Origin of the sequence: Anatilimnocola aquadivae, from assembly GCF_049819085.1 — a bacterium.
Taxonomy (GTDB): domain Bacteria; phylum Planctomycetota; class Planctomycetia; order Pirellulales; family Pirellulaceae; genus Anatilimnocola.
In genome coordinates this window covers 1,282,503-1,307,472 of record NZ_CP187419.1, presented here as the reverse complement: position 1 = coordinate 1,307,472, position 24,970 = coordinate 1,282,503, and the positions used below count along the sequence as shown (strand labels likewise).

Genomic DNA, 24,970 nt, shown 5'->3' with positions numbered 1-24,970 from the left:
GCCAAGTTTCAGGAAGATTTCGCCTGCGATTTCGCGGCTCCGGGTTTTGTCGTTGCGCTATCTCGGATGACAGTTGATCCTAGATCACAATGTTCCGACAACGCTGCCTGCAGTTCGGCAACCGCAGCTTCCAGTTCGGCGATCGCCGCTGGAATGTTGTTCTTCTCGCTTGGCTCCCGCTCGGCCGTTTGAGTCAGGGTTTCTAAGGCGATGGCCGCCGACACTGCGCGGGTGGCACCGAAGTTCAGCACTAGGCCTTTCAAAGTGTGGGCGGCGCGTTTGAGTGAGGGATAGTCCTGAACGCTGTAGGTTTGGTGAATCGCCGTGATGTACTGCGGCGCGTCTTCGTTGAGAAGCACGATCATGTCCTGAAACAGGCCACGATCGTTGCCCATTCGGCGGAGGGAACCGCTGTAATCAAAAATGGGAGCCATGACTCTGTTCCTCGCCGTTAATAAACCTCAGCGTGCCAAATCCTGGTTTCACTCGGAGCAGTTCTGTTGATGCTAGTTCCCGGCCGGGGCGACATGCACGTGAACGGCCATTGTCTCCAAGGCGGGTGTGTACAAGGTGCCAGCTATCGGGGCTGTGTCGCGATAGTGACGGCCGACGGCTACTCGAACATGATCCAGGTTAGGTAAGATGCCGTTGGTTGGATCGAATCCTTTCCAACCAACATTGGGAATATACAGTTCGACCCACGCATGCGAGGCAACCGACTGCAAGCTATCGAGTTGCGGGCAATACACGTAGCCACAAACATAGCGAGCCGGGATGCCCATCAAGCGGGCCAGGCAAATGAACAGATTCGAAAAGTCCTGGCAAACGCCTTGTTGCGACGTGAACACATCGTAGGCGGTAGTCTGCAGCACCGTGCTGCCGGGGACATATTTGTATTGGCGGTATAGCTCGAGGTTGATCGCGAACAGCGTCTCCATCAAGTCGCGCGAGTTACGCACGACGAACGACATCGCGTATTCATAGAGCTCGCGCAATTGCGTTTCCGGCAATTCTTCCGAGGTCAAATATGGCGAGAGCATCGTCAGCTCCCACGGCATCCACGACACCGGAAACGCGGGGCGAATCGGCAGGTTCGCAAATGCGAACGGATCGTCATCAACTAGTTCGACGACACTCTCCGCGATCACCGACAGCTCGGTGTAGGGACTTTTGACTTCGGTGCGGTAAGTCGCGTTGCCAAATACGTCCTCGTAGGCAATGACGTCCGATGCGGGCTGGCAGAATAGCTGGTGCGAGAGAAGTCGCTGCTTGACATCGGTCACGGGCTTCAGGTGCATTCGATGCACGCTGCGCTTGACCGACCGGTCGTATTGAAACACATTCCGGTGCTGCACCTTCAGCCGACGGGTTTTCTGGTCGGCAACCTTGATCGCAATCGAGGGCTTGGTTGGCTTGAGCTGTGCTGGCCCAAGGGCTCCCGCCGTGGCAGCTGCCACAGGGGCATGATTTGCCAATTGCGCTGGAGCGTGATGCGTTCCAGGGGAAGCGGGAGCTGCCAACTTAGGCTCGAGTAGTGTCATAGCATCCCTGGCTTTATCAAACGGAATCTGCGGGAAAGTTACAATCGCTTGCGATCGTCAACGGTGGAGATCGAAGTGACTTTGTTCATCTGGTCGGTCATTACGCGAATCTGAATGCCCGGCTTCAGATCTTCCAGCTTGCCCGGTTTTCCGTTCACGGTGATGCGAGTCGTGTCGTTCGTCTTGAAGACGTGCTCCTTACCGTCGGCGGTTTTCATGCTCACCTGGCCAGTTCCCGCGGAGACTACCGTGCCCTCGTGAAGCTGCGGTTCAGCGGCAGCTTGCGTCTCAGACGAGGCGTAAACCGCACCACCCAACAGGCCGGTCAGGGCAACGAATAGCAGCATCCCAGTAAAACGCAGCATGATCTTACCCTCCGAAAGTGATCCGAACAGCCGCTACGGGCAGGTACCCGGCGACGAACTCTCCGAGTGCAGAGCAATTCGTGGGCCAAACCCTACCTGGCCCCTGTTTTCGCATGAAGTGCTAGCGAATCAGGTGCTTAAATTCACTCCAGGCACTACTTACGCGGTTCACGCTGATCGTGACGCGCAAACGTCGCCCTCTGCGGCGCTAAGCCGCTGCAAGGCTGCGATACAAGGTGGTCACCGCTGGCTCATCTTCAGCCCCAAGTCATTGCCGTTGACCCTGTTGCTGTAGCCTCTAAAATCAGCGTCTAAAATTGCGAACTTCTTCAATGATTCAGGGTCCGTACCCTTTACGCAATCGCGCAACTTCTCCGTCAAATAACTGACCGAACATGACCACACCTGAACTGCCCGTCCCCCCCGCTGCCAACGATTCCGCCACCGAAGGAGAACACGAAGCAGCTCGCCGCGCAAAGATGCGCAAGCTCATCGAGATGGGCATCGACCCTTGGGGCCAGCGATTCGACGAGCGGTCGCTGCTCGGCGAGATCCGGTCGCGAGTCAACGAAGTGGTCTTTGTGAAGGAGTCGGGCGAGAGCGTCATACCTCCTTCGCGCGAGTCGCAGCCTGATCTCGATTTTCGCAAGTGGCTGGCCGATCAAGGCAAGGGCGAACTCAAAGGCCCCAAGGTTCGTGCGGCTGGGCGGATCGTGCTGCATCGCGATACGGGCAAGCTGCGTTTCATCGATATTCAGGACTGGACCGGCAAGATTCAGTTGTTCGTCGGCCGTGCGCAAGTGGGCGAAGAAAGCTGGAAGCTGGCTGAGTGTTGTGACCTGGGCGATCTCATCGGAGTCGATGGCGAACTGCGCTATACCAAGCTCGGTGAACTCACCATCTTCGCCGAGAAGCTGCACTTTCTCTCGAAGAGCGTGCTCCCTCCGCCGGACAAACACGCGGGGCTGGCCGACCCCGAACTGCGTCATCGCATGCGCTATCTCGATCTTGCCTATACCGAAGGTGTGTTGCCGCGATTCTTGCAGCGGACCAAGGTCGTTGCTTCCATTCGCCGCACCCTCAACGAGCAAGGTTATTGCGAAATCGAAGGCCCCACGCTGCATACCATCGCCGGTGGAGCCGCAGCCCGACCGTTCATCACGCATCACAACACGCTCGACATGCAACTGTTCCTGCGAATCGCGCTCGAACTGCATCTCAAGCGACTGCTGGTGGGTGGCATGGAACGCGTCTACGAACTGGGCCGCGTTTACCGCAACGAAGGGATCAGCCCGAAGCACAACCCCGAGTTCACCATGCTGGAGGTCTATCAAGCGTACGGCAACTACGAAACGATGATGGACCTGACCGAGGCTGTGATCTGCAATGCCATCAGCGCGCTCGATGGTGACTTCGTCCGGCCCTGGGGCGAAAAGAAGATCGACTTCACGCCCCCGTTCCAGCGCAAAACGTACGACGAATTGTTCCGAGAACAAACAGGCATCGATCCGCAGGATGCTGCCGCAGTAAAGGCCCTCGCCGAGAAGATCGGCTTTGAAACTGCCGGCAAGCACCCCGACGTCATCAAGAGCGAAGTCTTCGAAGAGAAGGTCGAAGATGCGCTCGTCGGCCCGATTTTCGTCACCGACTACCCGGCCAGCATCTGCCCGCTCACCAAGCGCAAGACCAGCAATCCCGCCGTTGCCGAGCGGTTCGAACTGTTTGTGCATGGCATGGAAGTGGCGAATGCCTACACCGAACTGAACGACCCCGATCTGCAAGAACAGCTCTTCAAGACTCAACTCGCGGGTCAGGGTGCCGACGATACGATGGCCAAGATGGACACCGACTTCGTCCGCGCACTCAAGCATGCCATGCCACCCGCCGGTGGTCTCGGCATTGGCATCGACCGCCTCGTCATGCTGCTCACCAACACGCAAACCATTCGCGACGTGATCCTGTTCCCGATCTTGCGTCCGGAGTAAGCAACGCCGAGCCCGTGACCATTCCGTGGCCTCCAGTGCGAATGGTCATGAAGCCTCGGCAGGTGAAACACTAGCGAACTGACCGCTTGGCAATTGCTCGGCCAGGCGATCGAGCATCTGCAACCAGCTGGGATGAGCGCCGGTTTTCTTGGCGAGAGCTTCGTTCACCGTTTGGCGAAGCGTGAGTTTTGTTTTGCCATCCACCTCTTCGAAGGTGACTGTCACGATGGTCTCGCGCGGCCAACTCGGGTCCATCCCCACGGCAGTCGGTTCCACAAGTTCGCCCGCCGCATTCGCCACGGCCATGGTGAAGACGATTCGCTCATTCGGCACCACCTCGCGGTACTCTCCCGCGCACCAGCACTCGTAGCCATCGGGCGTCTGAATGCAGGAGTGAAACGAGCCTCCCGAGCGTATATCGAGTTGCCGAAAACTAACGCTGCAGCCGCGCGGCGCGAACCACGAGGGGAGTTGTGCGGGATCGGTCCAAGCGCGGAACACGAGTTCGCGCGGCGCATCGAACATGCGGCTGATGAAGACCTGCGGTTCTACCGGGAAGTTACTTTTTGGTTCGTGCACGTTTCTTCTCCTTGCCTTGAAGTTGCTGCAGGTGATCATCGAGCCGATCGAAGCTGTCGCTCCAGAACGCTTGATAGTGCGCGAGCCACTCAGCCGCTTCCTTCAGCCGGCAAGCATCCAGTCGACATGGTCGTCGCTGGGCATCGCGGCTGCGCGTCACCAGCCCGCAGCGTTCGAGCACTTTCAGGTGCTTGGAAATGCCCGGCAGGCTCAACTTGAAAGGCTTGGCAAGCTCGTTCACCGAAGTCTCGCCCCGAGCAAGTCGAGCCAAGATGGCCCGCCTCGTCGGATCGGCCAGCGCGGCAAACGTAGCACTCAGCGGATCGCTCATCGTATTTCACCATTTGGTTAATTAACTAAATGGAAAAATACATCCTCGCGATGGCACCGTCAAGCAAGTGCGCGGCAAGAAACGAAAAACAGCTTCTCCCGAAGATCGTGAGAAGCTGATTCTTTGTCAAACAGAATTCGTCAAATCGAAACCCGGAGCCCAAGGGCTCGACGGATCTTACTCGCCGACGTAGGGCAGCAGAGCCATGAAGCGAGCCCGCTTGATCGCGAGAGCCACGTTGTGCTGGCTGAGTGCGGTGCAGCCCGTCTTGCGACGGCTGACAATCTTGCCGTGGCGATTGATCATCTTCTTGAGGAGCTCGATGTCCTTGTAGTCGACGAACATCGGCCGAGGACGTTCACCATCGACCCAAATTGGATCGCGCTTCTTGATCTTGATGCGGGCCTTCGGGCGCTTCTTGTTTCGCATGTTCCCCTTACCGCCAGGGCCACCGAAACGACCGCCACCACCATCACGTCCACCGCCTCCACCACCACCGCTGTACATCGACATAACTTGAGTGCTCTTAAAGTTCCATGGTCATAAGCCGGCAAGACTTTGCTAGCCGGAGAACTTGAAAATTGGGAACCCGTGATTTTACGGCATTGTGCTACTTACGCAAGGCTCAATCGCGGGTTTTTGCCCCTTCAACAGGCAAGTCACCAGTATCGGCAGTTTCGCCGCAAGTCTGTAATCTCACGATGTTTCCGCCAGTTCGATCTCGGTGGTTTCCTGCTCCACGTTCCGCCGCATCTGGTCTAGTCCAGCCAGGAAGGCCCGCGAGACGCTATTCAGGTCGAGCACGCGGTGATAGTGCAGGTAGATGATCGCCTCTCGCAGGACGAGAAACTTCCGCAGCAGCTCTTCGTCGAACGCGTGGTCGCGGCGTACCGTCCGGTAGCCACCGAGAAAGCTTTGCCACCGGGAGCGGACGTGAGTGTTGACTTCCGCCGGCGGAACTCGGTTCAGCACCCGGCAGTAAATCGCGTCGTACAGCATGGTCGCCAAATCCTGCTCCACGCTGCCGTATTCGCAGTTGTCGAAGTCGAAAATCCACAGCTGGCCGTCGTGCAGAAACAGATTGCCGAAATGGATATCGGCATGCACGAGCCCTAGGGCATCGCGAGTTTGCCCAGCCAGTTGGGCAATGAGACCGTACACCCACTTTTGAAATGCTGGCTGGCCAGCGGCGTAACGCTCCAGGTCAGCCGTCAGCAATCGCGAGTCGAACCACCGTGGACGATGGTACCGCGTTGAGACATCGCTCACCCGCGCGAACGATGCTTCGTGTAGCCGCCCAGTCAGTTGCCCTAGCTGGCGATAGACCGCGGCATCACTATCAGCCAGTTCCACCTTCCGGCCCGGGGCCCGTTGAAAGCGGACGACCAGAAACTCTTGACCATTGTGAATAACGCGTTCGCACATGCGACCTGCCGGTGACAGGATCGCTTGGCAGACAGGAAGCCCCTGTGCTGCCAACTCGGCAACCCAAGCTATCTCAGCTTCGACCTGTTCGAGCGTTCGGCCGCGGCCGTGCGAGATGCGGACGATCGCTGGCGGATCGCCCGCGTGTTCGTAGACGCAATTCTGCGAGGACCGAATCCACCGCAAGTCTGCTGCAGCCAGCCCGTACGGCTCGACCAGCAATTGCAGCAGGGATGGATCGAGTTGTGAGCCTGGGGAAGTGCCATTCATTTGTGCGTTTCATCGCCTAGGGATCGAGCTGGGCTCAACTCCGAAACGCGTTCTTAACCTGCTCGTCTTGCAGGACCAATAGCCCCCAAATCCCGAAGGGGATGCCGAGGATGAGGCAGGGCGATAAACAGGGGATCACGGCGAGGATACACGCCAGTTTCGCAGCGCTTCGGCTTTGCAGGCGAAGCATTTGGACTGCGCCCCAAATCGTTGCGATGTTGGACAGCAGCACTGCTCCGCTGCAAACTGCGCGAATGGTCACTTTCGTTCGATTGGACATTCCAGCGGCTTGATGCCACTGATCGACAAAGCCAGCCGTCAGAGCAACAACGTCCAACATGAGCGGCAGTGCCACACATAGGCTCGAAAGGATCCCAATGGCGATTAAGCAACTCGCAGGGGCAAACACACGTCCCGTTGACTGACCCTCCTGCTGCGCCGCGGGTGATTGGTACGGATTAGACGTCATCAACGGAATCCAGCGGGAGCAATCAGCGCAGCAGCCTAGCCTTTAGCGATCAGCACAGGACTACCCCGTCATACCGCCGTCAACGGTCAGCACCGCGCCGGTGACATAACCCGCTGCGGGGCTCGCGAGGAACAGTACGCAGGCCGAGACATCTTCGGCCTTGCCAACGCGGCCGGCAGGGATCCGCTTCTTGGCTTCTTCAATCACAATGTCGCCGAGGATGGCCGTCATTTCGCTTTCGATAAAGCCTGGGCACACGGCATTGATAGTCACCTTGCGCTTGGCCAGTTCGCGGCTCATGCTGCGGGTGAAACCGATGAGGCCAGCCTTCGATGCCGAGTAGTTGGTCTGGCCAGCGTTCCCCATCAGGCCCGAAACGCTCGACATGTTGATGATCCGGCCATAGCGCTGGCGCATCATCAGGCGGCCCGCTGCACGGGCAAAGAGGAACGGCCCACGCAGGTTGGTGGCGATCACTTCGTCCCATTGTTCGTCGGTCATGATTGGTAGCAGCGTGTCGCGGGTGACGCCCGCGTTGTTGACGAGAATGTCGATGCGGCCCCACTTCTCATTGATGTCGTTCATCACCTTATCGACGGCTACCGACTCGCGCACGTCGCACGGGAATGCTTCGGCATGGCCGCCAGCCGCGGTGATCTCGGCCACGACCGCTGCCAGCTTTTCGGCATTGCGGGCGATGCAGGCGACCTTGGCGCCGCTCTTGGCAATCGCCATCGCGATGGCTTTACCCAGCCCTTGCGAGGCACCAGTGACGACGGCAATCTGCCCGTTGAGATCGACCTTCAAGCTGTCGTAGGGATTATCGGCCATGGCTCTTTCCTTTGTATTTGACTGGTTCCCTCGCCTCGGTACTCCGGGGAGAGGGTTAGGGGTAATGCGGCTGGATGATCGCCCGATGGTGAGAGCACGCAAGTCTCCCTCTCGCCCCGGCCCTCTTCCGAGTCGATGGAGGAACTACGCTTCGATGCCGTCAGCGGCGACCTTGCGATCGATCCGCTTGAGCAGGCCGCGGAGGACGCGTCCGGGACCAATTTCCCAGAAGGGTGCATAGCCTTGACCGAGCAGCGACCGCATCGAGTCTTCCCAGCGAACCGGCGACACCACCTGCTGAACCAGCAAATGCCGGATCTCGTGCGGATCGTCGTGGGCCAGTGCGTCGACGTTGGAAATAACCGGAATGCGTGGCCGAACGAGTGGAACGTGCTGCAGCGCCGCGGCCAATCGTTGCACAGCGGGCTCCATGATCGACGTATGAAACGCACCGGCCACCGCCAGGCGAATCGTCTTCATGGCGCCGGCTTTTTCGGCAATCGCAGGCACCCGGTCGCAGGCTGCTTTATGGCCGCTGATCACGGTATTGCCCGGGCAGAGCATGTTGGCGATCTGCAGCACCTCACCAGGCTGGCGGGCTTCGTCGCAGACGGCTTGCACTTGTTCGATGGTGAGGCCCAGCACGCTGACCATGCCGCTGGGCACTGCGTCGGCGGCGTCTTGCATCGCTTGACCGCGCTGCTGAACGACCTTCAGGCCATCCTCAAACGACATCACCCCGGCAAAGACCAGGGCTGTGTATTCGCCCAGGCTCAGGCCGGCGGCGGCTTGGGCGTCGTTGGCAACTTCTGGCTGTGTGGCTTTCAGCTGCTCGAGAGCGGCGAGGCTGCACACAAACAGGGCCGGCTGGCTATAGACGGTCGAGTCCAGCTTTTCAGCAGGACCTTCGAAGCATAGCTGGGCCAAGTCGTAGCCCAGAATACTGTTGGCTCGATCGAACAGGGCCCGCGCAGCAGGGAGTGTCTCGGCCAATTGCCGGCCCATGCCGACGGCCTGTGCACCCTGCCCAGGAAAAAGGAGGACGATCTTGCTCAAGACCAGACGTTCCGGTTTAGGTCTCTGGCGTTTCTACAATCACACGGCCCATGTAGTAGCCGCACTTTTCGCAAACTACGTGCTGAAGCGTGGACGTGCTGCACTTCGGGCAGAACGACGATTGCTTCGGCGTTTTAGCGTGGTGCGACCGACGCTTGCCGGTCCGCGAATTGGAATGTCGTCGCTTTGGTACTGCCATGACTGTCTCGAATCTACCGACGAAGGAACCAAAAGGGCGATCGTCCGCTAACCATTGATTTGCAGAGAAACGACCGATGTTAGGGGTCACGCGAAGCACTGTCAAGGCGTTTGCAGCACTTCGACAGCTTTGTCAACCGCAGGCTTTCGCCTACGGCTGAATGTTTGTCGCCTCTTCGAGGCTACTGCCACCCAAGTGGCAAATCTACGGGATCTAGCGACCCAGTTCCCAGTGCAGGAACTTCTTGATCTTCATGCCGGCAGCTTCCGCGAACTTAGCCACCGTCAAGCTTGGTTCCTTGACGAAGGGCTGTTCGAGCAGAGCCTTTTCGGCGTAGAAATTACGCAAGCGGCCTTCAACCATCTTGTCGACGATATTGGCGGGCTTGCCTTCCTTGAGCGCGGCTTCCTTGAGGATTTCGCGTTCTTTTTCGATCAACGCTGGGTCGATCTCTTCTTTGGACAAGGCCAGCGGACGCATGGCGGCCACGTGCATGGCGACGTCCTTGGCAGCTTCGTCGGTGCCACCTTCCAACTGCAACAGCACGCCCGAAACGGTACCGCTGTTGTGGCTGTAAGCGCCCGAGCCACCTTCGACGCGGTGCATGCGCCCGACGTTGAAGACTTCGCGGATGCGATTGAACATGTCGTCCTTCACTTCACGCAGCTTCTTGCCAGGGTTGCTGGGCGAAGGCTGATCGAGCAGTTCGTCAGCGGTATTCGCACCAGGGCCGGTGGCCAGAGCTTGAGCCATGTCGTTGGCCAGCTGAATGAACTCGGCACTGTTGGCAACCGGAGCGCTTTCGCACTTCAGTTCGACCACGGCACCAGCGGTTTTGCCGACGCCGTGATAGATGCCAAAGCGGCCGAACGCGGTCTCGCGATCGCTGCGTTTGGCAGCAATGGCGATACCATTCTTGCGCAGCGTTTCTTTAGCCTTTTCTTTGTCGCCCCCGGCTTCGATCAAAGCCTTTTTGCAATCCATCATGGGGAGGCCGGTCTCATCGCGCAATTCGCGGACCAGGGTGGCGGTGATTTCTGCCATGGTCGTATCTCCTGAATCGTCTTGTTGAAAGTATTTTTTGTCTTAGTTCCCTCTCCTCGATACTCCGGGAAGAGGGTTAGCGTGAGGGGCTGACGTGGGTGCTAACGTAGCCAACCAATTCAAGACACTCGTGATTCGTCGGGGGTTCATGGGAGCTGAGCCCCAACCGCTCCAGCTCCTTACCCCGGCCCTCTCCCCAAGCTACAGGGGCGAGGGAGTGAATACTGCTATCTACGCGTTGCCATCTTTCGCGGCGGCGGCAGCTGCTGCAGCGCTGATTGGCTCAGGCTTGGCATCTTTGTCCTTGCCCTTCGCGGCGGCAGCGGCTTGCGAACCGATCAGGATCGCTTCGGCCAGGTGACGCATGATCAGTTCGACGCTGCGGATACCGTCGTCGTTGCCTGGAATGGGCAGATCGACCACGTCTGGATCGCAGTCGGTATCGATCAACGCGACGGTGGTGATGCCCAGCGAACGTGCTTCCTTGATGCAGTTCTTTTCCTTGTTCGGATCGACGACCACGAGGCATTCCGGCATGCGGTTCAGCGTGCGGATACCGTTCAAGTTGCGGTACATCTTGCGATATTCGCGCGACAGCGACGATTGCATCTTCTTGCTGTACGTGGCCAGTTCTTCGCCAGCGCGAATCTTCTCGACCTGTTCCAGGCGGGTCAGCCGGCTGCGAACGGTGCGGAAGTTCGTCAAGCAACCACCGAGCCAGCGTTCGCTGACGAACGGCATGTGGCAGCGGAGCGATTCTCGCTCGACCGCCGGACCGGCTTGACGCTTGGTGCCGACGAACAGAATCAAGCTGCCTTGCGAAGCAACCTGAGCCAGGTACTTCTTGGCCCGCAACAAACCGCGAACGGTTTCGCGGATGTCGATGATGTGAATGCCATTCTTACGGGCATAGATATAAGGTGCCATCTTCGGATTCCACCGGCTCGCCCGGTGACCAAAGTGCACGCCCGCTTCAATCAATTCAGGAACTAGAGTATCGCTCACGAACCAAACTCCTTATGGCTGCCTTGAAGGGACATGGCACACGTGCCACAGGTGCCGCCGAAACGGACACCTTCGCCCTGTTTCACTGATCCAAACGGGCCAGGAAACAAACAGCAGGGAAAAGCAACTAGATCGACCGCCAGAGCCACACGGCTCATCCGCAATCAGAAAACGCCGATAAAAACGCCTTCTCACCCCCGCACCTGCGGGGACGGACCAAAACGAATCGCTCATCTTATCAGGGCCACCGCTACGGTCAAGGCGAAGTGCTGGCTACGTCTGCCTCTACCAACCGGAACGCCTGGCGGGCGAAACTCCGTCGCGATTGCCGTTTGTACTTGCCAGCACAATGGCAGTTCTGTCGCCACTGCCCAATCCACTCCGCCGCGCCGATAACTTTTCATCGCACCCTCCGAGCCGTCCCGTTTTGATAACTTTTTTATCCGGATTTTCAATTCGACGAATCGCCTCTAACTTCTTGTGGCTGAATAACTTGCCGAGCGTCTTGCGTGGTAATCAGGCCGTTTCGTGATAACCGTTTGATAACCACCTTGGCTCGCTCTCTGCACCCCCTGAACAGCCCCCTGTCTGGCGTTTGGCCGGCCCGCACCAATGGAATTCAAATTCCCACTAACAGGCCGGCAGTCGCTTTGCCAAGGCAACGACTTACGGCACATATAAAAATAAACATAAAGGCACTTGATTGCCAACTGAGAACAATGTAAAAATTAACTATGAAATAAATTAGCGACAGAGCCCGGAGCAGTCATGGCGACCCATTTGCAACAAGAGCTGAAAAAGAAGCAGCCTTTCGAATCACCGGAGCAGGAGGCAGTTATCCAGGTGCTGCGGACCGGCGATTGGATCGACAATCGCCTGGGACGACTGTTTCGCTCCTTCGGCCTGACGAACTCGCAGTACAACGTGCTGCGGATTTTGCGTGGCGAGGGGCAGCCTCTCCCTTCGCTCGAAATTGCCGAGCGGATGATTCAGGTTGTGCCGGCCATCACCGGGCTCATCGACCGCCTGGAAAAGCAAGAACTGGTCGTTCGTCGCCGCGACGACGCCGACCGCCGCGTTGTCTTCGTCGAAATCACCCGCAAAGCCATGAAATTGCTCGACAAGCTGGACAAGCCCCTGCAGGCGTTGCAGTGCCAGTTGGTAGGGCATCTCACCAAGGCGGAGCTGGCTCAACTCGGCAGTTTGCTGGAAAAGGCCCGGGCGGCGGAGGGGGCAAGTGAATAATTGGCGGTTGCCTGTAAGGTCCAGGCTTTGTGCCGGTAGTTTACATATCAACAGTTCATTAGTCGTCTAAAAAGGAGCCAGCCATGATCCAAGTCCGAAAAGCTAAAGAACGAGGCCACGCCAATCACGGCTGGCTCAACACTTACCACACGTTCTCATTCTCGACCTACCGCGATCCGCAGCACATGAACTTTCGTGCTCTGCGGGTGATGAACGAAGACTGGGTCGCTGCCGGCCAAGGCTTCGGCACCCATCCGCATCGCGATATGGAAATTGTGACCTACGTGCTGGAAGGTGCCCTGGAACATAAAGATTCGATGGGAAACGGCGAAGTGCTGCGGCCCGGTGAATTCCAACGGATGACGGCTGGAACCGGCATCACGCACAGCGAATTCAACCCGTCCACGAGCGAACCCGTCCACCTGTATCAGATCTGGTTGTTCCCGGAAGCCAATGGCCTGACGCCCAGCTACGAGCAGAAGCGGTTCGCCGACGAAGAGCGGCACAACCGGCTGCGGCTCGTCGCTTCGCGAGATGCTGCCGAAGGCTCGCTGCGGATTCATCAAGATGCCAAGATCTATTTGGCTTCCCTTGATGAAGGGCAGAGCGTGACGCAGCAAGTGGCTAGCGGCCGGCATGCCTGGCTGCAAGTGTTGCGCGGCAGTGTGACGTTGAATGGTCAGGCCCTCGCCACCAGCGACGGCGCAGCCATCAGTGACGAAACTTCGCTGGCTATCGAAGCCACCAGCAACGCCGAAGTGATGCTGTTCGACCTGGCCTAAACTTTTTACTTCCGCCCCGCCCCTGCGGCGGGGGTTCACTGGCTTTGGCACTACTTTTTGGTTCCGACTTTCCCCATTTCCCATCCCAACTTCGAAAGAAACTCTCATGGCCAATATTCTTCCCCACACCGATGGTGGCTTGATCACTGCCGACAACAGCGTGCTGGTGTTTATCGATCATCAACCACAGATGTCGTTCGGCGTGAGTAGCGGCATCGACCGTCAACTGCTGATGAACAACGTGCTGATGCTCGCTCGCGGAGCGAAAGAATTCCAAGTTCCCACCATTCTTACCACGGTCGAAACCGAATCGTTCAGTGGGCAGATGTGGCCGCAACTGCTCGATATCTTCCCGGACCAACAGCCGATCGAAAGGACGGGCATGAACTCGTGGGATACGCCCGCGTTTCGCGAAGCGATTAAGAAAACGGGACGTAAAAATGTGATCCTGTCGGGGCTCTGGACCGAAGTCTGTATCACCTGGCCCGCGCTCAACATGCTGTCCGAAGGGTATAACGTGTATGTCGTCGAAGATGCCTCTGCGGGCACCTCGCCGGCAGCTCACGAAGCGGCTCTCTCCCGCATGGTGCAGGCCGGCGCAGTTCGCATGACCAGCGTCGCCACTGTCCTCGAATTTCAACGAGACTGGGCTCATCGCGATCACTACGACGCGCTGATGAACATCTTCCGCGAACATGGCGGCGCGTACGGCGTGGGCATCGAATACGCTTACACCATGGTTCACAAAGCACCTGCCGCGCGGAAGGTTACCAGGTAGTTGATGCCTCACTTACACCGCCCCTCCCGTCGCCTTTGTGGCGGGAGTTGAAGGAATCAAAAGCATGACGCCCGACATCATTCTCTATCACGGCAAAATCACGACACTCAATCCGGCCCAGCCTGAGGTCACGGCGCTGGCGATCTCCGGTGGTGTGATCACCGCGCTCGGTTCTGATGATCAGATGCTCAAGTTGGCAGGAACGCGGACGCAGACCATCGATTTGCGCCAGCGGCGCGTGATTCCGGGCCTGAACGATTCGCACCTGCATGTGATTCGCGCGGGGCTCTTCTACAACCTCGAGCTTCGCTGGGATGGCGTTCCCACGCTCGGGGTGGCACTCGAACAATTGAAGCAACAGGCCGAACGCACTCCGCCGCCGCAATGGGTTCGCGTCATCGGCGGCTGGAACGAGTTTCAATTCGCCGAAGGTCGCATGCCGACGCTCGCCGAACTGAACGAAGCGGCACCACACACGCCGGTGTTCCTGCTGCACCTGTACGATTCCGCGTTGCTCAATCGGGCGGCGCTCGTGGCTCTGGGATTTGATAAAAGCACGCCCAATCCGCCCGGTGGTCTCATCGCCCGCGATACCAAGGGGAATCCCACCGGTCTGCTGATCGCCGAGCCCAGCGCACTCATTCTCTACTCTACGATTGCCAATGCTCCCAAGCTGTCATTTGACGATCAATTGAACAGCACGCGGCACTATCTACGCGAGCTCAACCGCTTTGGTGTCACCAGCGTGGCTGATGCTGGCGGTGGTGGGCAGAACTATCCCGACGACTACGCCGTGGCGAAGAAGCTCGACCAGGATGGTCACCTGACGGTGCGCGTCGCCTACAGCCTATTCGCGCAAAAGAGTGGTGAAGAGCAAGCCGACTACGCTCGCTGGCTGAAGATGACGCGCCCCGGCGAAGGAAGCGATCTGCTGCGGGTGAACGGAGCCGGCGAGAACCTCGTTTGGAGTGCTGCCGACTTCGAGAACTTTTTGCAGCCTCGCCCAGACCTGAAGCCGACGATGGAGAGCGAACTGGAACCCATCGTGCGCATGTTGGCCGAAGCGAAGTGGCCGTGGCGGATTCACGCGACCTATGACGAATCGATCGGCCGGTTTCTGAACATTTTCGAGCGGGTGCATCGCGATGTTCCCATCGACAAGCTTCGCTGGTTTATCGATCACGCCGAGACCATCTCCGATAAGAACCTCGAACGGATTCAAAAGCTTGGCGGCGGCATCGCCATTCAGCATCGCATGGCCTACCAGGGCGAGTACTACATTCGCCGCTTCGGCTTGGAATCAGCCAAACGCAAGCCGCCGTTGAAGAAAATGCTGGCGATGGGCTTACCCATCGGCGCTGGAACCGACGGCACACGCGTGGCCAGTTACCATCCGTGGACTTGCCTCTGGTGGATGGTCACATCGAAAACGGTCGGTGGGACCGTCCTGCACGAAGAGTCCGAGCGGCTCTCGCGCGAACAGGCACTCCGGCTCTATACGCACGGCAGCGCTTGGTTCAGCAGCGAAGACGATCGGAAGGGAACATTGGCCGTCGGTCGATTTGCCGATCTGGCGGTGCTGAGTGACGACTACTTCGCCATCGAAGACGACGCCATTCGCGGCCTCGAAAGTGTGCTCACGCTCGTTGGTGGCCGCGTCGTGCATGGGTCCAGCGAGTTCGCCTCCCATGCGCCGCCCCTGCCGCCTGTCAGTCCCGATTGGTCGCCGGTGAAGCATGTGGGCGGCTACAACAATTCGCTCCCCTCTCCGCCGATTCATCAACACACGCCCATCATGGCCGCTGATGGTCGTGTGTGGACCGTGGGCTGCGGTTGCAACTTATAGTGAGTGCATGAATGCTCCGCTCCGCCGCTCGTTTTACGATCGGCCTCCCGAGATCGTCGCCCGCGAACTGCTGGGAAAGTTGCTGCTGCGCGAAACGCCGCTCGGCCTGTGTGGCGGACTGATCGTTGAAACCGAAGCTTACCTGGCCAGTGGCGACCCGGCTTGTCATGCCGCGAAGGGGCAAACGAAACGGAACGCCGCGATGTTCGGCGAACCGGGGCATGCGTATGTTTATTCGATTCATGCCAAGTGGTGCTGCAACACCGTGACCGAGTCCGCTGGTATCGGCAGTGCCGTCTTGATTCGGGCTCTTGAACCACTGATCAATCTCGAACTGATGCAGGCTCGCCGGCCGCTCTCAACGACGCGTGATCTCGCTCGAGGACCAGCGCGGCTGTGTGCGGCGCTGGATATTACGCGAGCTCAGGACGGCGGTGACTTGACCACCGCAGAACAGCTGTGGATTGCTAAATCGCCGGAGTTCAAACTCTCTGCCGACGCGATCGGCACTTCCACTCGCATCGGCGTGACCAGTGCGCACGAGTTGCCCCTGCGGTTCTATCTGCGAGGCAACATGTTCCTGAGCGGAACGAAGAAGTTGAACCGATAGCTGCTGCCCGACCGGTTAACTGAGCCGCTGGCGGCCGCCGAATCGACGGTTGGGTCCAGTAATAGCCGAGGCCGCACCTAGTGCAAAAGCCATTAAACCCCCGCCGCAGGGGCGGGGGCGTAAAGGGTAGAGCTGCGTTTACTTCGCCTTGCAGTGGCTCAGGGCGAGCAACGAAAAGCAGGTACATAGGTTGGCATCGCCTTCCATCCATTGACCGTTGGTGTTGACCCACGCGCCATCGTCGCGCTGACGGCTGGCGAGTTCTTCGACGAGGTCTTTCCGCCAGTCGTGCTCGCCACCCTTGTCGTCTTTGACAGTCGAGTTGCCCATCGTGTCGAGCGACTTGGCGAAGGTTTGATAGTAGTAATACAGCCCCGAGCTACCCATGCCCGGATTGCTCTCCAGGTCGTAGTTCTTGCCGATCCAGCCGACCGCAGCTTTTACGCGGGGATCTTCTGGACCCACACCAGCAAAGATGAGGCTCTTCAGACCGGCATAGCTCATGGTGCCATAGCTGCGCAGGCCGCCGTTCGGCAGAGCGTCTTCGCCCTTCTTGTCGCCCGTGATTCCCGAGTAATAGAAGCCACCATCGTTGACGAGGGCGGCTGGCGGCGTTGTGTTGTGGGGCGATTCCAGGTTCTGGCACCGCGAGACGAAGATGATGGCGTTCTGCACGGCCTGATCGTCCGCACCGGAGCCCGAGGCTCGCAAGGCTTCGACCATGAAGGCGGTGTTGGAAAGATCGGGGCGACCACCCTTGGAACTTGCCGCAGCATAGCCACCACCGCCGAACTCGGGACTGTCCTTGTCGTGTCCTTCTTCACCATCGAACTGCATGGTCTTCAAAAACTTGTTGGCATCGGCAAGCACTTTGTCGTACTTGCCCTCCTTGTTCGCATTGGCGAACGTCATGACACCCAAACACGTTTCGTAATTCACGAAACGGCTCTTCGGCGAATGAATGCCGCCGCTGGGCTGAATGTTCGTTTCCAAAAACTTCAGTCCCTTGGCAACCGCTGGGTCTTGCGCTGTGAGACCGTTTTGCAACATTGCCGAAACAGCGAGAGCCGTCACGCCGATGCCCGCTTGTTTCGAGAACGAGCCGTCTTCGGCCTGACCCTTGGTCTTTAGATACTCGATCGCCTTGGCGACCGTGGCGGCGAGCTTCTTTTGATCGGCAGCCGTCTTCACTTCCTTCTTGGCACCCTTCTCTTGCGCGAGGCCGAATCGCGAAACGAGTGCGAGACTGGCCAAGCCAGCCAAGAACAACCGCCGACGAACTTGAACCGTGTGCATAACTGGTGTCCTGAAGAAATCTGCCACCGGAAAAGGCGAGAAGAAGTAGGTATGCCGAGAGAACCTTGCTTCTCAGCGTAGCACATGGCATGCCTGTACTTCAAACAACCGCGGCTACCGATTTGTTGCGAAATCGGCCGCAGATTTTGCCGCCAAGTGAGCAAGAGCGAAAGTGTTGTCGCGCGGTTCGACAGCCGTGTTTGCCGGCGCGACAAGCGTGCGATGAAGTGAACTTAGCGACGCTCGATCGAGAGGTCGCTGAACGCCACGCTCTTCAGCAGGCGGTTGTGCATCTTGTCGTTGATGGTGGCCATGATTTCGGTCTTGATAAAGCTCATGGCGGGATCGGCCAGATGCTCGGGTTCGGCCCGCTGCACCAGCGACAAGATCGAGTCGCGAATGCGCGTTTCGTACTTCGGCAGCTCTCCTTGAAAGTCTTCCTGCTTCGTTTCGGCCACGATGCCGATCAAGTGAAAACGCACGAGCAGCTGCCCTTCATCACCAGGCAACATCCGCGAGACCTTGAACTTGCCCAGGTCGACCTCGGTGAAGGCTTGGGGATTCTGCTTCAGCTGTTCGTCTTCGAGCAGCTCGAGCAGTTCCGGCACATCCAACCCGGCAGCGCTCGGCGCGGGACTGCCACAGCCGGCCAGGCCAGCGAGGAAGAGTCCCAAGACGAGCAGCAAGTTGAAGCGGGCCACGGCAAGCATCCTTCCGGGTGCGAAGATCATCCAGCAAAGCAAACCTAGTGCGCTGGAAAGATCGATGCTCGGAAGCCGCGCGTTCGCAGCGGCAATCGTCTCGGTTTGCACGCTCGATTTCGCGGTCTTGCCGATTGTGATGATTATGCAGCAATTACCACCGCAGCGGTTTTTGCCAGGCTTCCTTCAGCGAGTTGAGTGCCGTATCGATCAGCAGGCTGCTCTTCCCTTCAATCTGCAAGCGGTCGCTGGCGGTCACTTCGCCGATCGCGGCATGCGGAACGCCGGCCAGGGCCGATTCGAAGGCGGACTTCTTTTCAGCGGGCACTTCGACCAGGAACCGCGTGTTCGATTCACTGTACAGCAGCACACTTTCGAACTCTGCCGTTCGTTCTTCAGCGGGAACATCGGTGGGGACGTTGGCGAGGCGAACTTTCGCACCGAGATTGCCCGCAAACGCCATCTCTGCGATCGCCACGGCGAGACCACCTTCGCTCAGATCGTGACAGGCCCGCACGGTCCCCGCTTGAATGGCCGCGTGCATCGCTTGAAAGGTTTGGCTGGCAACCTTGCCGTTCACCTTCGGCACTTCGCTGCCGCAGGCATTGGGGCTGAGGACGTTGTTGCCGCTCACCAAGTGCAAATGGGAGCCAGCGAGTTCGTCGCGCGTGTTGCCGACCAGATAGATCAAGTTGCCGGCCTGCTTCAGGTCCATCGTCACGCACTTGCTCACATCGTTCACCTGCCCGAGCGCGCTGATGAGCAGCGTCGAAGGAATGGAGATCGTTTTACGAACGCCATCGGCATCGTAGCTGTACTCGTTGTTGAGACTGTCCTTGCCGCTGATGAACGGCGTGCCCAAATCGAGCGCCAAGTCATGACAGGCCAGCGCCGCGCGCACTAGTTCGCCGAGCGTTTCCGGCCGATCGGTATAGCCCCAGCAGAAGTTATCGAGAATCGCGATTCGAGAGGGATCGGCTCCCACGGCCACGCAATTGCGCACCGCTTCGTCGATGGCACTGGCCGCCATGTGATAAGGATCGAAGTCACCCAGCCGCGGGTTCATGCCGCACGAGACGACAATGCCTTGTCGCGAGCCGAGCACGGGACGCAGCACGGCCGCATCGCTCGGGCCGTCGTTGGTCGCGCCGGTCAGCGGCTTGATCACACTGCCACCTTGCACTTCGTGATCGTACTGGCGAATCACCCATTCCTTGCTGGCTATGTTCAGCGAACCAAGCAACCGGAGCAACGTCGCTTCGTGATTCACCCGAGCGTTAACGACGGTGCTCATTGCCGCCGGCGTGCGCGGCGAATAGACAGCTTGCCGTTCGACCTTGGGCCGACCTTCATGCAAGAACTCCATCGCCAGTTCGCCGACGGTTTGTCCTTGATACTTCAGCGTGAGATTACCCGTGGGAGTGAACTTGCCCAGCGCCACGGCTTCGACATTCTCTGCCTTGCACAACGCTTCGAAACGCGGCCACTTGTCTTCAGGCACGCTGAAGACCATCCTCTCTTGCGCTTCGCTGATCCAGATTTCGACATAGCTCAGCCCATCGTACTTGAGCGGAGCCTGGTCGAGCCAAACTTCGGCCCCGATATCAGCACCCATCTCACCAACGGCTGACGAAAAGCCACCTGCGCCGCAATCGGTCACGGCTGTGTACAAGCCTTCGTCGCGCGCTTGCAGCAGCACATCGAGCACCATCTTCTCGGTAATCGCATTGCCGATCTGCACCGCGCCGCCCGAGACCTTTTCGCTTTGGCTGGTGAGTTCCACGCTGCTGAACGTAGCGCCGTGAATGCCATCGCGCCCCGTGCGGCCGCCAATGGCAACAATCAAGTCGCCGGGCTGAGTTTCCTTGGCCGCTTTGTCGACGGGGATCAATCCGACGTTGCCACAGAACACCAGCGGATTGCCGACGTACCGTTCGTCGAAATAGATCGCACCGTTGACCGTCGGAATGCCCATGCGGTTGCCGTAATCGCGCACGCCAGAGACCACGCCGCGCATGATTCGCCGCGGATGCAGCACGCCCGGCGGCAAATGCTCGAGTGGCATATCGGGCGGAGCAAAGCAGAAGACATCGGTATTGCAGATCGGCTTGGCACCGAGGCCCGTGCCCAGCGTATCGCGAATTACACCGCCGACGCCCGTATTGGCACCGCCGTAAGGTTCGATGGCGCTCGGACGATTATGCGTTTCCACCTTAAAGCAGATGTGAAACTCATCGTTGAACTTGATGACGCCCGCGTTGTCTTTGAACACGCTGACGCACCAATCGTCTTTTCCCAGGTTGCCACGAATCTTCTGCGTCGCGGCAAAGATCGTCTCCTTAAGCATGTTGTTGAACTTGCGCTCGCCATTCTCATCGCGATAGTTCACGCGGCCGGCCAGCGTCTTATGGCTGCAGTGCTCGCTCCATGTTTGCGCGATCGATTCCAGCTCGATATCGGTGGGCTCGCGATCGAGCGTGCGAAAGTGCTGCTGAATGGTCTGCATTTCGACAAGTGTGAGGCTCAGCGTGTTCGCACGGCTGAGAGCCACGAGTTGCTCGTCGGTCAACTGACGAATCGGCACCGTCTTCAGTTCAAACTTGGCCGGCGCACCGACGTGCAGTTGCGTCAAGTTCAACGGACCGACAACCGCCTGTTCGATGGAATCGTTGGCCAGCAGCTTCTTCACGAGCAGTTGCAAGCGATCGCTGGATAGATCTGCCAACCAGTACTTGCGCAGCGTTACGACAGCATCGGCTTGCAGGCCGAAATCGGCAATCGCCGTGAGTGTGCTCGCTGCGACAGGATCGGTGACGCCCGGCTTGGGAAACACATGGACAAGTTGGCTGCCGCCATTGAGCCCCGAGGCCTTGGGTGCGGTCAGCAGCGCGGCATCGCCCACTTTCGAGACGACCGGCACTTCGACCACCAGATCGGCCAGCAGTTCGCGCGCCAGTTGCTCGACCTGGCTTTGCGACAGATCACCTTCGAGCAAGAAGCCGCGCACGGCTGCAGCGCGAAACGAGCCCAGGCCCAAATCGGCCGCTTGTGAAATGGCTGCGGTCGCGAGCAGGTCGCGCTCACCGGCAGCAGGATGCAGGTCAATTTCCCACAGCGTCACGGATGGTCTTCCCTTGCTGGAGCAATGATTGCAGGGCCACGGCATCGCGCTGCTCCAGCGCACGACGCCATAAGGCGAGATCGGTTTCAAAACGCGACAACGCCGCGAGCACTGGCTCGCGGTTGTCGAGCAAAATCTGTTGCCACAGCGAGACATCGCCGGCAGCAACGCGGGTGGTATCGAGCCAGCCACCAGCGGTGAGTTTTAAGAGATCCGGCGGAGTAACCGCCGCGAGCAGCGACGAAATCAAATGCGGCAAGTGACTCGTACTGGCCACGGCCGCATCATGCGCAGCAGGCTCCATCGTCACGACGCCGGCACCCAGCGACTTCCACAGCAGCTGCACTTCGTCCACGGCCGACGGCGCGGTGTGCTCACTGGGCGTGATAACGACGATGCGGCCATCGAGCAAGCTCTCGCGAGCGTGTTCGACCCCGGTCTTCTCACTGCCGGCCAAGGGATGACTGCCGATGAACCGGACCTGTCGCGGATTGTGCAGGTGCAGTTGGCCGTCGACCTCGGCCACAATGTTGGCCTTCGTACTTCCCGCATCGGTGAGCAGTGCCCCTTCGGCGGCCGAATTGGCCCACCAGGCCACATGTTTGGCTACCAGGTCGATGGGCGTGCAGACAATCACCAGATCGACTTCGGGCAATTCGCCGGCCGATTCCAGCACCAGCTGATCGATGGCTCCGCGCGAAATGGCCTTTTGCAAACTGGCCGCGGACCTGCCGACACCGATGATCTGCTTCGCTAGTCCAGCGCGGCGCAGCGCCAACCCGATGGAGCCCCCAATCAGCCCCACGCCGACAATCGCTGCTTGCTCCCACCGTTTCATGCGTGCTGCCCGAGTTTGCTGGCACTGGCAGAAAACCGCGATTGTAACAAAACCGAGCCCGCTGCGGACGGGACCGAAATATCACTTCGCAAATCCACGGCGCTGCCCCTTCTCAAATCGACGCTCCAGACCTCAACTCGGAAGGGGCAACTTCGCACCCTTCTCGCCGGACCAACGATTCTTTTCGATTGCCGGCTGGCGCGGCGAAGGTGATAACTTTTTGAGCAAAAATTTTGCGCCGCCGAATCGCCGCAAACCCTTGTGTTCGAATCGGTTGGCAGTCGTGCATCGGCGTAATCACTCGATTTCTTGATAACCGTTTGATAACCATTTTGCACCCCTCTACGCAGCGAGGACCGATTCCTGCAGCCAACGACCGACGCTTTTCCTAATGGCATAGTAGGCTCCGTAATTGAGAGCGGATAATGATCCATGTGCTCATTTCCTGAGATTAATATTGGTAATACTAAATGCGATTTGTTTCTGTATTTACGCAAGAACTAACCAGTACATTCGGCTGAGTATTATACGAGTTGCTGTGACTAGTCTGGTCAACCGCCGGCAGGTTTCGTAACTATTCACGCCAACATTTCAGGTCGCTGCCGGCGGAGACGAAGTCGCTTTTCAGGAAACCCGAAGCGTCAGCGAGGAGAGTGCTTCTCGCCGCCTGGAAGTGTTGTCGTGGCCAAGCCATTCGCTTGGTCCGGATCGGCTTCGCCACGAAAGTCTTGCGGACGAATTGCGTAAGAACTTCGTTCCGTGCCTCCCGTTCGCGCTCCTCGCTTCGGGTTTCCTCGGAAAGCACCAACTTGAACGCCTACCTGGCTGGTGCAGATCGATCGCCCGCCTGATGCCGGCAGCGCACGTGACGAGTAAACTGGAGCTCATGAAAACTTCCTCCCTTTTCGGCTACACCCGTCGCAACTGGCTCGCGCATTCCGCCAGTGGCCTGGGTGCGATGGCGATGGCGGCGATGTTCGCCGGGGAGGGTGCTGCGGACGGGAAGAAGTCAACAAGCGGTTTGCATCACCTACCTCGAGCCAAGAGGTGCATCCATATCTTCTCGCCGGGCGGCGTGAGTCATGTCGACACCTTCGACTACAAGCCTGAGCTGGAACGGCTCGATGGCCAGCCTTTGACCGGCAAGGGAAAGATCGAGCCCTTTTTTGGCCAGATCGGCAAACTGCGCAAAAGCTTTTACAAGTTCAAACAGCACGGAGAGTCAGGAGCATGGGTCAGTGACTTGCTGCCGAACATCGCGGAATGCGTCGATGACCTGACAATTGTCCACGGACTGGTGTCGAAGAGCAGTTCGCACACGCCGGCCTGCTTTCAAATGAACACCGGCTTCACCCTCAATGGCTATCCCAGCTTGGGAGCGTGGCTGTCGTATGGACTGGGGACCGAGAGCCAGTCACTACCGACGTTCGTGGTGCTGCCGGACCCTCGCGGCATTGTGAATGGTGGCGCGAGCAACTGGGGAAGTGGATTCTTGCCGGCGCAGCATCAGGGAGTGGCCTTCGAAACATCGCAGCCTCAGCCCGTAGCCAATCTGCAGACTCCCGGCCATGTCTCGCCCGCCGCCCGAGCGGCAGCCATGCAAGTGTTGGAGCAGATGAACCGGCGAATGGCGGAGCAATATCCGCTCGATAGCGCTTTCGCTGCACGACTCCGCTCGTACGAACTGGCGGCCCAGATGCAGGCCAGCATTCCCGAAACGGTCGGCCTCGAACAAGAGACCGCCGAGACTCAAGCCCTCTACGGTCTCGATCAGCCCCTCACCGCCGGCTTTGGCCGCAACTGCTTGCTCGCGCGCCGGTTGATCGAGCGGGGCGTTCGCTTTGTGCAACTCTACAACGGCGGAGCGCTCGGTTCGCCGCGCATCAACTGGGACGCTCACGAGGATCTGAAACAGAACCATGACACTCAAGGCGTACTGCTCGACAAGCCCGTGGCTGGCTTGCTGCGCGACCTGAAGCGGCGCGGTCTGCTCGACGACACGCTCGTCTTTTGGACCAGCGAGTTTGGTCGCACGCCCTTCACGCAGGGCGAGAACGGCAAAGGCCGCGATCATCATAACCTCTGCTTCACGGGCTGGCTCTGCGGCGGCGGCACCAAGCGCGGCTTCACCTTCGGCAGCAGTGACGAGGTTGGCTATCAACCGACCAGTGACCCTACCAGCGTGTACGACTTGCACGCCACCGTGCTCCATCTACTCGGCATCGATCACACCCGCCTCACCTGGTACCACAACGGCATCAATCGCCGCCTTACCGACGTCCATGGCCGCGTAGTGTTTGATCTGCTGGCTTAATCTGCAAACATATTTTTATTATGCATGCATAATAATTCGATTGCCGAAGGCCGCGCTCACACAAGCATTAATAGCCCTTCGTGTCAGGCTGGCGATTTACCGATGATCGCCAAGAGTATGCATTTCACGGCGATTGCTACTGCCTCCGCACTTCTGCTTGCCGGCGGAGGATACAAACTACGCCACCGAATCTCTTGTTCGTAGATAAAAATTATCCGCAATTTTTAGCGCCGACCGGCGAAACAATGCGGGACACTTTTGGTTTTATGGAAGTGCGCGCCAACAGCGGCGAGATCATCTGCCACTACAAGCTGATTCAGAGTATGTAACACGTTCTTA

At 58.7% G+C, this 24,970-nt stretch carries 23 protein-coding genes; 7 read left to right on the top strand and 16 right to left on the bottom strand.

Annotated elements, in window-relative coordinates:
- Nucleotides 1-8 precede the first annotated feature (8 nt).
- The 3 genes from NA78x_RS05145 to NA78x_RS05135 form a co-directional block, all read right to left on the bottom strand.
- Nucleotides 9-434, bottom strand: a complete 426-nt coding sequence (locus NA78x_RS05145; protein ID WP_425617356.1) for an Hpt domain-containing protein — start codon at nucleotides 432-434, stop codon at nucleotides 9-11.
- A gap of 72 nt (nucleotides 435-506) precedes the next feature.
- The gene (locus NA78x_RS05140) at nucleotides 507-1,541 is read right to left on the bottom strand and encodes a transglutaminase family protein (protein ID WP_425617355.1); all 1,035 of its coding nucleotides are present in this window, start codon (nucleotides 1,539-1,541) and stop codon (nucleotides 507-509) included.
- A 38-nt stretch (nucleotides 1,542-1,579) separates the two neighbouring features.
- Complete coding sequence (locus NA78x_RS05135; RefSeq protein WP_425617354.1) at nucleotides 1,580-1,906, bottom strand: hypothetical protein; 327 nt, start codon at nucleotides 1,904-1,906, stop codon at nucleotides 1,580-1,582.
- Between the two features lie 395 nt (nucleotides 1,907-2,301).
- On the opposite strand from NA78x_RS05135, the gene lysS reads away from it, so the two are divergent.
- Nucleotides 2,302-3,891, top strand: coding sequence for a lysine--tRNA ligase (gene lysS, locus NA78x_RS05130; RefSeq protein WP_425617353.1), 1,590 nt, complete (start codon nucleotides 2,302-2,304; stop codon nucleotides 3,889-3,891).
- A 45-nt stretch (nucleotides 3,892-3,936) separates the two neighbouring features.
- Here lysS and NA78x_RS05125 read toward each other — a convergent pair whose 3' ends face one another.
- The 9 genes from NA78x_RS05125 to rpsB form a co-directional block, all read right to left on the bottom strand.
- Nucleotides 3,937-4,470 (bottom strand): SRPBCC family protein, encoded by a 534-nt coding sequence (locus NA78x_RS05125; protein WP_425617352.1) that lies wholly within the window; start codon nucleotides 4,468-4,470, stop codon nucleotides 3,937-3,939.
- Entirely contained in the window at nucleotides 4,451-4,801 is a 351-nt protein-coding gene (locus tag NA78x_RS05120; RefSeq protein ID WP_425617351.1) for an ArsR/SmtB family transcription factor, read from the bottom strand. Before NA78x_RS05120 ends, NA78x_RS05125 begins: the two co-directional genes overlap by 20 nt.
- A 177-nt stretch (nucleotides 4,802-4,978) precedes the next feature.
- A complete protein-coding gene (gene rpsR, locus NA78x_RS05115) occupies nucleotides 4,979-5,314 on the bottom strand; it encodes a 30S ribosomal protein S18 (RefSeq protein ID WP_425617350.1) in 336 nt (111 codons plus the stop codon).
- Between the two features lie 183 nt (nucleotides 5,315-5,497).
- The gene (locus tag NA78x_RS05110; protein ID WP_425617349.1) at nucleotides 5,498-6,496 is read right to left on the bottom strand and encodes a phosphotransferase enzyme family protein; all 999 of its coding nucleotides are present in this window, start codon (nucleotides 6,494-6,496) and stop codon (nucleotides 5,498-5,500) included.
- A gap of 529 nt (nucleotides 6,497-7,025) precedes the next feature.
- A complete protein-coding gene (fabG, locus tag NA78x_RS05105) occupies nucleotides 7,026-7,796 on the bottom strand; it encodes a 3-oxoacyl-[acyl-carrier-protein] reductase (protein WP_425617348.1) in 771 nt (256 codons plus the stop codon).
- Nucleotides 7,797-7,940: 144 nt separating this feature from the next.
- Nucleotides 7,941-8,852, bottom strand: coding sequence for an ACP S-malonyltransferase (fabD, locus tag NA78x_RS05100; protein WP_425617347.1), 912 nt, complete (start codon nucleotides 8,850-8,852; stop codon nucleotides 7,941-7,943).
- A gap of 16 nt (nucleotides 8,853-8,868) precedes the next feature.
- Nucleotides 8,869-9,051, bottom strand: a complete 183-nt coding sequence (gene rpmF / locus NA78x_RS05095; protein WP_425617346.1) for a 50S ribosomal protein L32 — start codon at nucleotides 9,049-9,051, stop codon at nucleotides 8,869-8,871.
- 213 nt (nucleotides 9,052-9,264) lie between these two features.
- Nucleotides 9,265-10,095 carry a translation elongation factor Ts gene (tsf, locus tag NA78x_RS05090; protein ID WP_425617345.1) on the bottom strand — a complete coding sequence of 277 codons (831 nt, stop codon included), beginning with the start codon at nucleotides 10,093-10,095 and terminating at the stop codon, nucleotides 9,265-9,267.
- Nucleotides 10,096-10,326: 231 nt separating this feature from the next.
- Nucleotides 10,327-11,100 (bottom strand): 30S ribosomal protein S2, encoded by a 774-nt coding sequence (gene rpsB, locus NA78x_RS05085; RefSeq protein WP_425617344.1) that lies wholly within the window; start codon nucleotides 11,098-11,100, stop codon nucleotides 10,327-10,329.
- A 768-nt stretch (nucleotides 11,101-11,868) separates the two neighbouring features.
- Here rpsB and NA78x_RS05080 point away from each other — a divergent pair.
- From NA78x_RS05080 to NA78x_RS05060, 5 genes are all read left to right on the top strand, one after another.
- Nucleotides 11,869-12,345 (top strand): MarR family winged helix-turn-helix transcriptional regulator, encoded by a 477-nt coding sequence (locus NA78x_RS05080; protein WP_425617343.1) that lies wholly within the window; start codon nucleotides 11,869-11,871, stop codon nucleotides 12,343-12,345.
- An 83-nt stretch (nucleotides 12,346-12,428) separates the two neighbouring features.
- Nucleotides 12,429-13,127, top strand: coding sequence for a pirin family protein (locus tag NA78x_RS05075; RefSeq protein WP_425617342.1), 699 nt, complete (start codon nucleotides 12,429-12,431; stop codon nucleotides 13,125-13,127).
- A gap of 106 nt (nucleotides 13,128-13,233) precedes the next feature.
- Nucleotides 13,234-13,905: a hydrolase gene (locus NA78x_RS05070; RefSeq protein ID WP_425617341.1), complete on the top strand. Its 672-nt coding sequence runs from the start codon at nucleotides 13,234-13,236 to the stop codon at nucleotides 13,903-13,905.
- 64 nt (nucleotides 13,906-13,969) lie between these two features.
- Entirely contained in the window at nucleotides 13,970-15,751 is a 1,782-nt protein-coding gene (locus NA78x_RS05065; RefSeq protein WP_425617340.1) for an amidohydrolase, read from the top strand.
- A 7-nt stretch (nucleotides 15,752-15,758) separates the two neighbouring features.
- Complete coding sequence (locus tag NA78x_RS05060) at nucleotides 15,759-16,361, top strand: DNA-3-methyladenine glycosylase (protein ID WP_425617339.1); 603 nt, start codon at nucleotides 15,759-15,761, stop codon at nucleotides 16,359-16,361.
- Nucleotides 16,362-16,499: 138 nt separating this feature from the next.
- On the opposite strand, the gene NA78x_RS05055 is transcribed toward NA78x_RS05060, so the two are convergent.
- The 4 genes from NA78x_RS05055 to NA78x_RS05040 all read right to left on the bottom strand — a co-directional run bounded on the left by NA78x_RS05055 (nucleotide 16,500) and on the right by NA78x_RS05040 (nucleotide 22,317).
- On the bottom strand, nucleotides 16,500-17,657 hold the full coding sequence (locus NA78x_RS05055; RefSeq protein ID WP_425617338.1) for a prenyltransferase/squalene oxidase repeat-containing protein: 1,158 nt from the start codon (nucleotides 17,655-17,657) through the stop codon (nucleotides 16,500-16,502).
- A 233-nt stretch (nucleotides 17,658-17,890) separates the two neighbouring features.
- On the bottom strand, nucleotides 17,891-18,358 hold the full coding sequence (locus tag NA78x_RS05050; RefSeq protein WP_425617337.1) for a flagellar basal body-associated FliL family protein: 468 nt from the start codon (nucleotides 18,356-18,358) through the stop codon (nucleotides 17,891-17,893).
- Between the two features lie 154 nt (nucleotides 18,359-18,512).
- Entirely contained in the window at nucleotides 18,513-21,479 is a 2,967-nt protein-coding gene (purL, locus tag NA78x_RS05045) for a phosphoribosylformylglycinamidine synthase subunit PurL (RefSeq protein ID WP_425617336.1), read from the bottom strand.
- Nucleotides 21,460-22,317 carry a prephenate dehydrogenase gene (locus NA78x_RS05040; RefSeq protein ID WP_425617335.1) on the bottom strand — a complete coding sequence of 286 codons (858 nt, stop codon included), beginning with the start codon at nucleotides 22,315-22,317 and terminating at the stop codon, nucleotides 21,460-21,462. Before NA78x_RS05040 ends, purL begins: the two co-directional genes overlap by 20 nt.
- 886 nt (nucleotides 22,318-23,203) lie before the next feature.
- Here NA78x_RS05040 and NA78x_RS05035 point away from each other — a divergent pair.
- Nucleotides 23,204-24,631 (top strand): DUF1501 domain-containing protein, encoded by a 1,428-nt coding sequence (locus NA78x_RS05035; protein ID WP_425617334.1) that lies wholly within the window; start codon nucleotides 23,204-23,206, stop codon nucleotides 24,629-24,631.
- The last annotated feature ends 339 nt before the right edge of the window (nucleotides 24,632-24,970 follow it).

Bases quoted from the DNA above. Each gene is read 5' to 3' on its own strand.
- NA78x_RS05080 (WP_425617343.1), top strand. From the start codon at position 11,869: ATGGCGACCCATTTGCAACAAGAGCTGAAAAAGAAGCAGCCTTTCGAA.
- NA78x_RS05140 (WP_425617355.1), bottom strand. From the start codon at position 1,541: ATGACACTACTCGAGCCTAAGTTGGCAGCTCCCGCTTCCCCTGGAACG.
- NA78x_RS05035 (WP_425617334.1), top strand. From the start codon at position 23,204: ATGAAAACTTCCTCCCTTTTCGGCTACACCCGTCGCAACTGGCTCGCG.
- lysS (WP_425617353.1), top strand. From the start codon at position 2,302: ATGACCACACCTGAACTGCCCGTCCCCCCCGCTGCCAACGATTCCGCC.
- NA78x_RS05065 (WP_425617340.1), top strand. From the start codon at position 13,970: ATGACGCCCGACATCATTCTCTATCACGGCAAAATCACGACACTCAAT.
- rpmF (WP_425617346.1), bottom strand. From the start codon at position 9,051: ATGGCAGTACCAAAGCGACGACATTCCAATTCGCGGACCGGCAAGCGT.
- NA78x_RS05110 (WP_425617349.1), bottom strand. From the start codon at position 6,496: ATGAATGGCACTTCCCCAGGCTCACAACTCGATCCATCCCTGCTGCAA.
- NA78x_RS05120 (WP_425617351.1), bottom strand. From the start codon at position 4,801: ATGAGCGATCCGCTGAGTGCTACGTTTGCCGCGCTGGCCGATCCGACG.
- NA78x_RS05145 (WP_425617356.1), bottom strand. From the start codon at position 434: ATGGCTCCCATTTTTGATTACAGCGGTTCCCTCCGCCGAATGGGCAAC.
- NA78x_RS05055 (WP_425617338.1), bottom strand. From the start codon at position 17,657: ATGCACACGGTTCAAGTTCGTCGGCGGTTGTTCTTGGCTGGCTTGGCC.
- NA78x_RS05040 (WP_425617335.1), bottom strand. From the start codon at position 22,317: ATGAAACGGTGGGAGCAAGCAGCGATTGTCGGCGTGGGGCTGATTGGG.
- fabG (WP_425617348.1), bottom strand. From the start codon at position 7,796: ATGGCCGATAATCCCTACGACAGCTTGAAGGTCGATCTCAACGGGCAG.
- NA78x_RS05135 (WP_425617354.1), bottom strand. From the start codon at position 1,906: ATGCTGCGTTTTACTGGGATGCTGCTATTCGTTGCCCTGACCGGCCTG.
- tsf (WP_425617345.1), bottom strand. From the start codon at position 10,095: ATGGCAGAAATCACCGCCACCCTGGTCCGCGAATTGCGCGATGAGACC.
- NA78x_RS05075 (WP_425617342.1), top strand. From the start codon at position 12,429: ATGATCCAAGTCCGAAAAGCTAAAGAACGAGGCCACGCCAATCACGGC.
- NA78x_RS05070 (WP_425617341.1), top strand. From the start codon at position 13,234: ATGGCCAATATTCTTCCCCACACCGATGGTGGCTTGATCACTGCCGAC.
- rpsR (WP_425617350.1), bottom strand. From the start codon at position 5,314: ATGTCGATGTACAGCGGTGGTGGTGGAGGCGGTGGACGTGATGGTGGT.
- NA78x_RS05060 (WP_425617339.1), top strand. From the start codon at position 15,759: ATGAATGCTCCGCTCCGCCGCTCGTTTTACGATCGGCCTCCCGAGATC.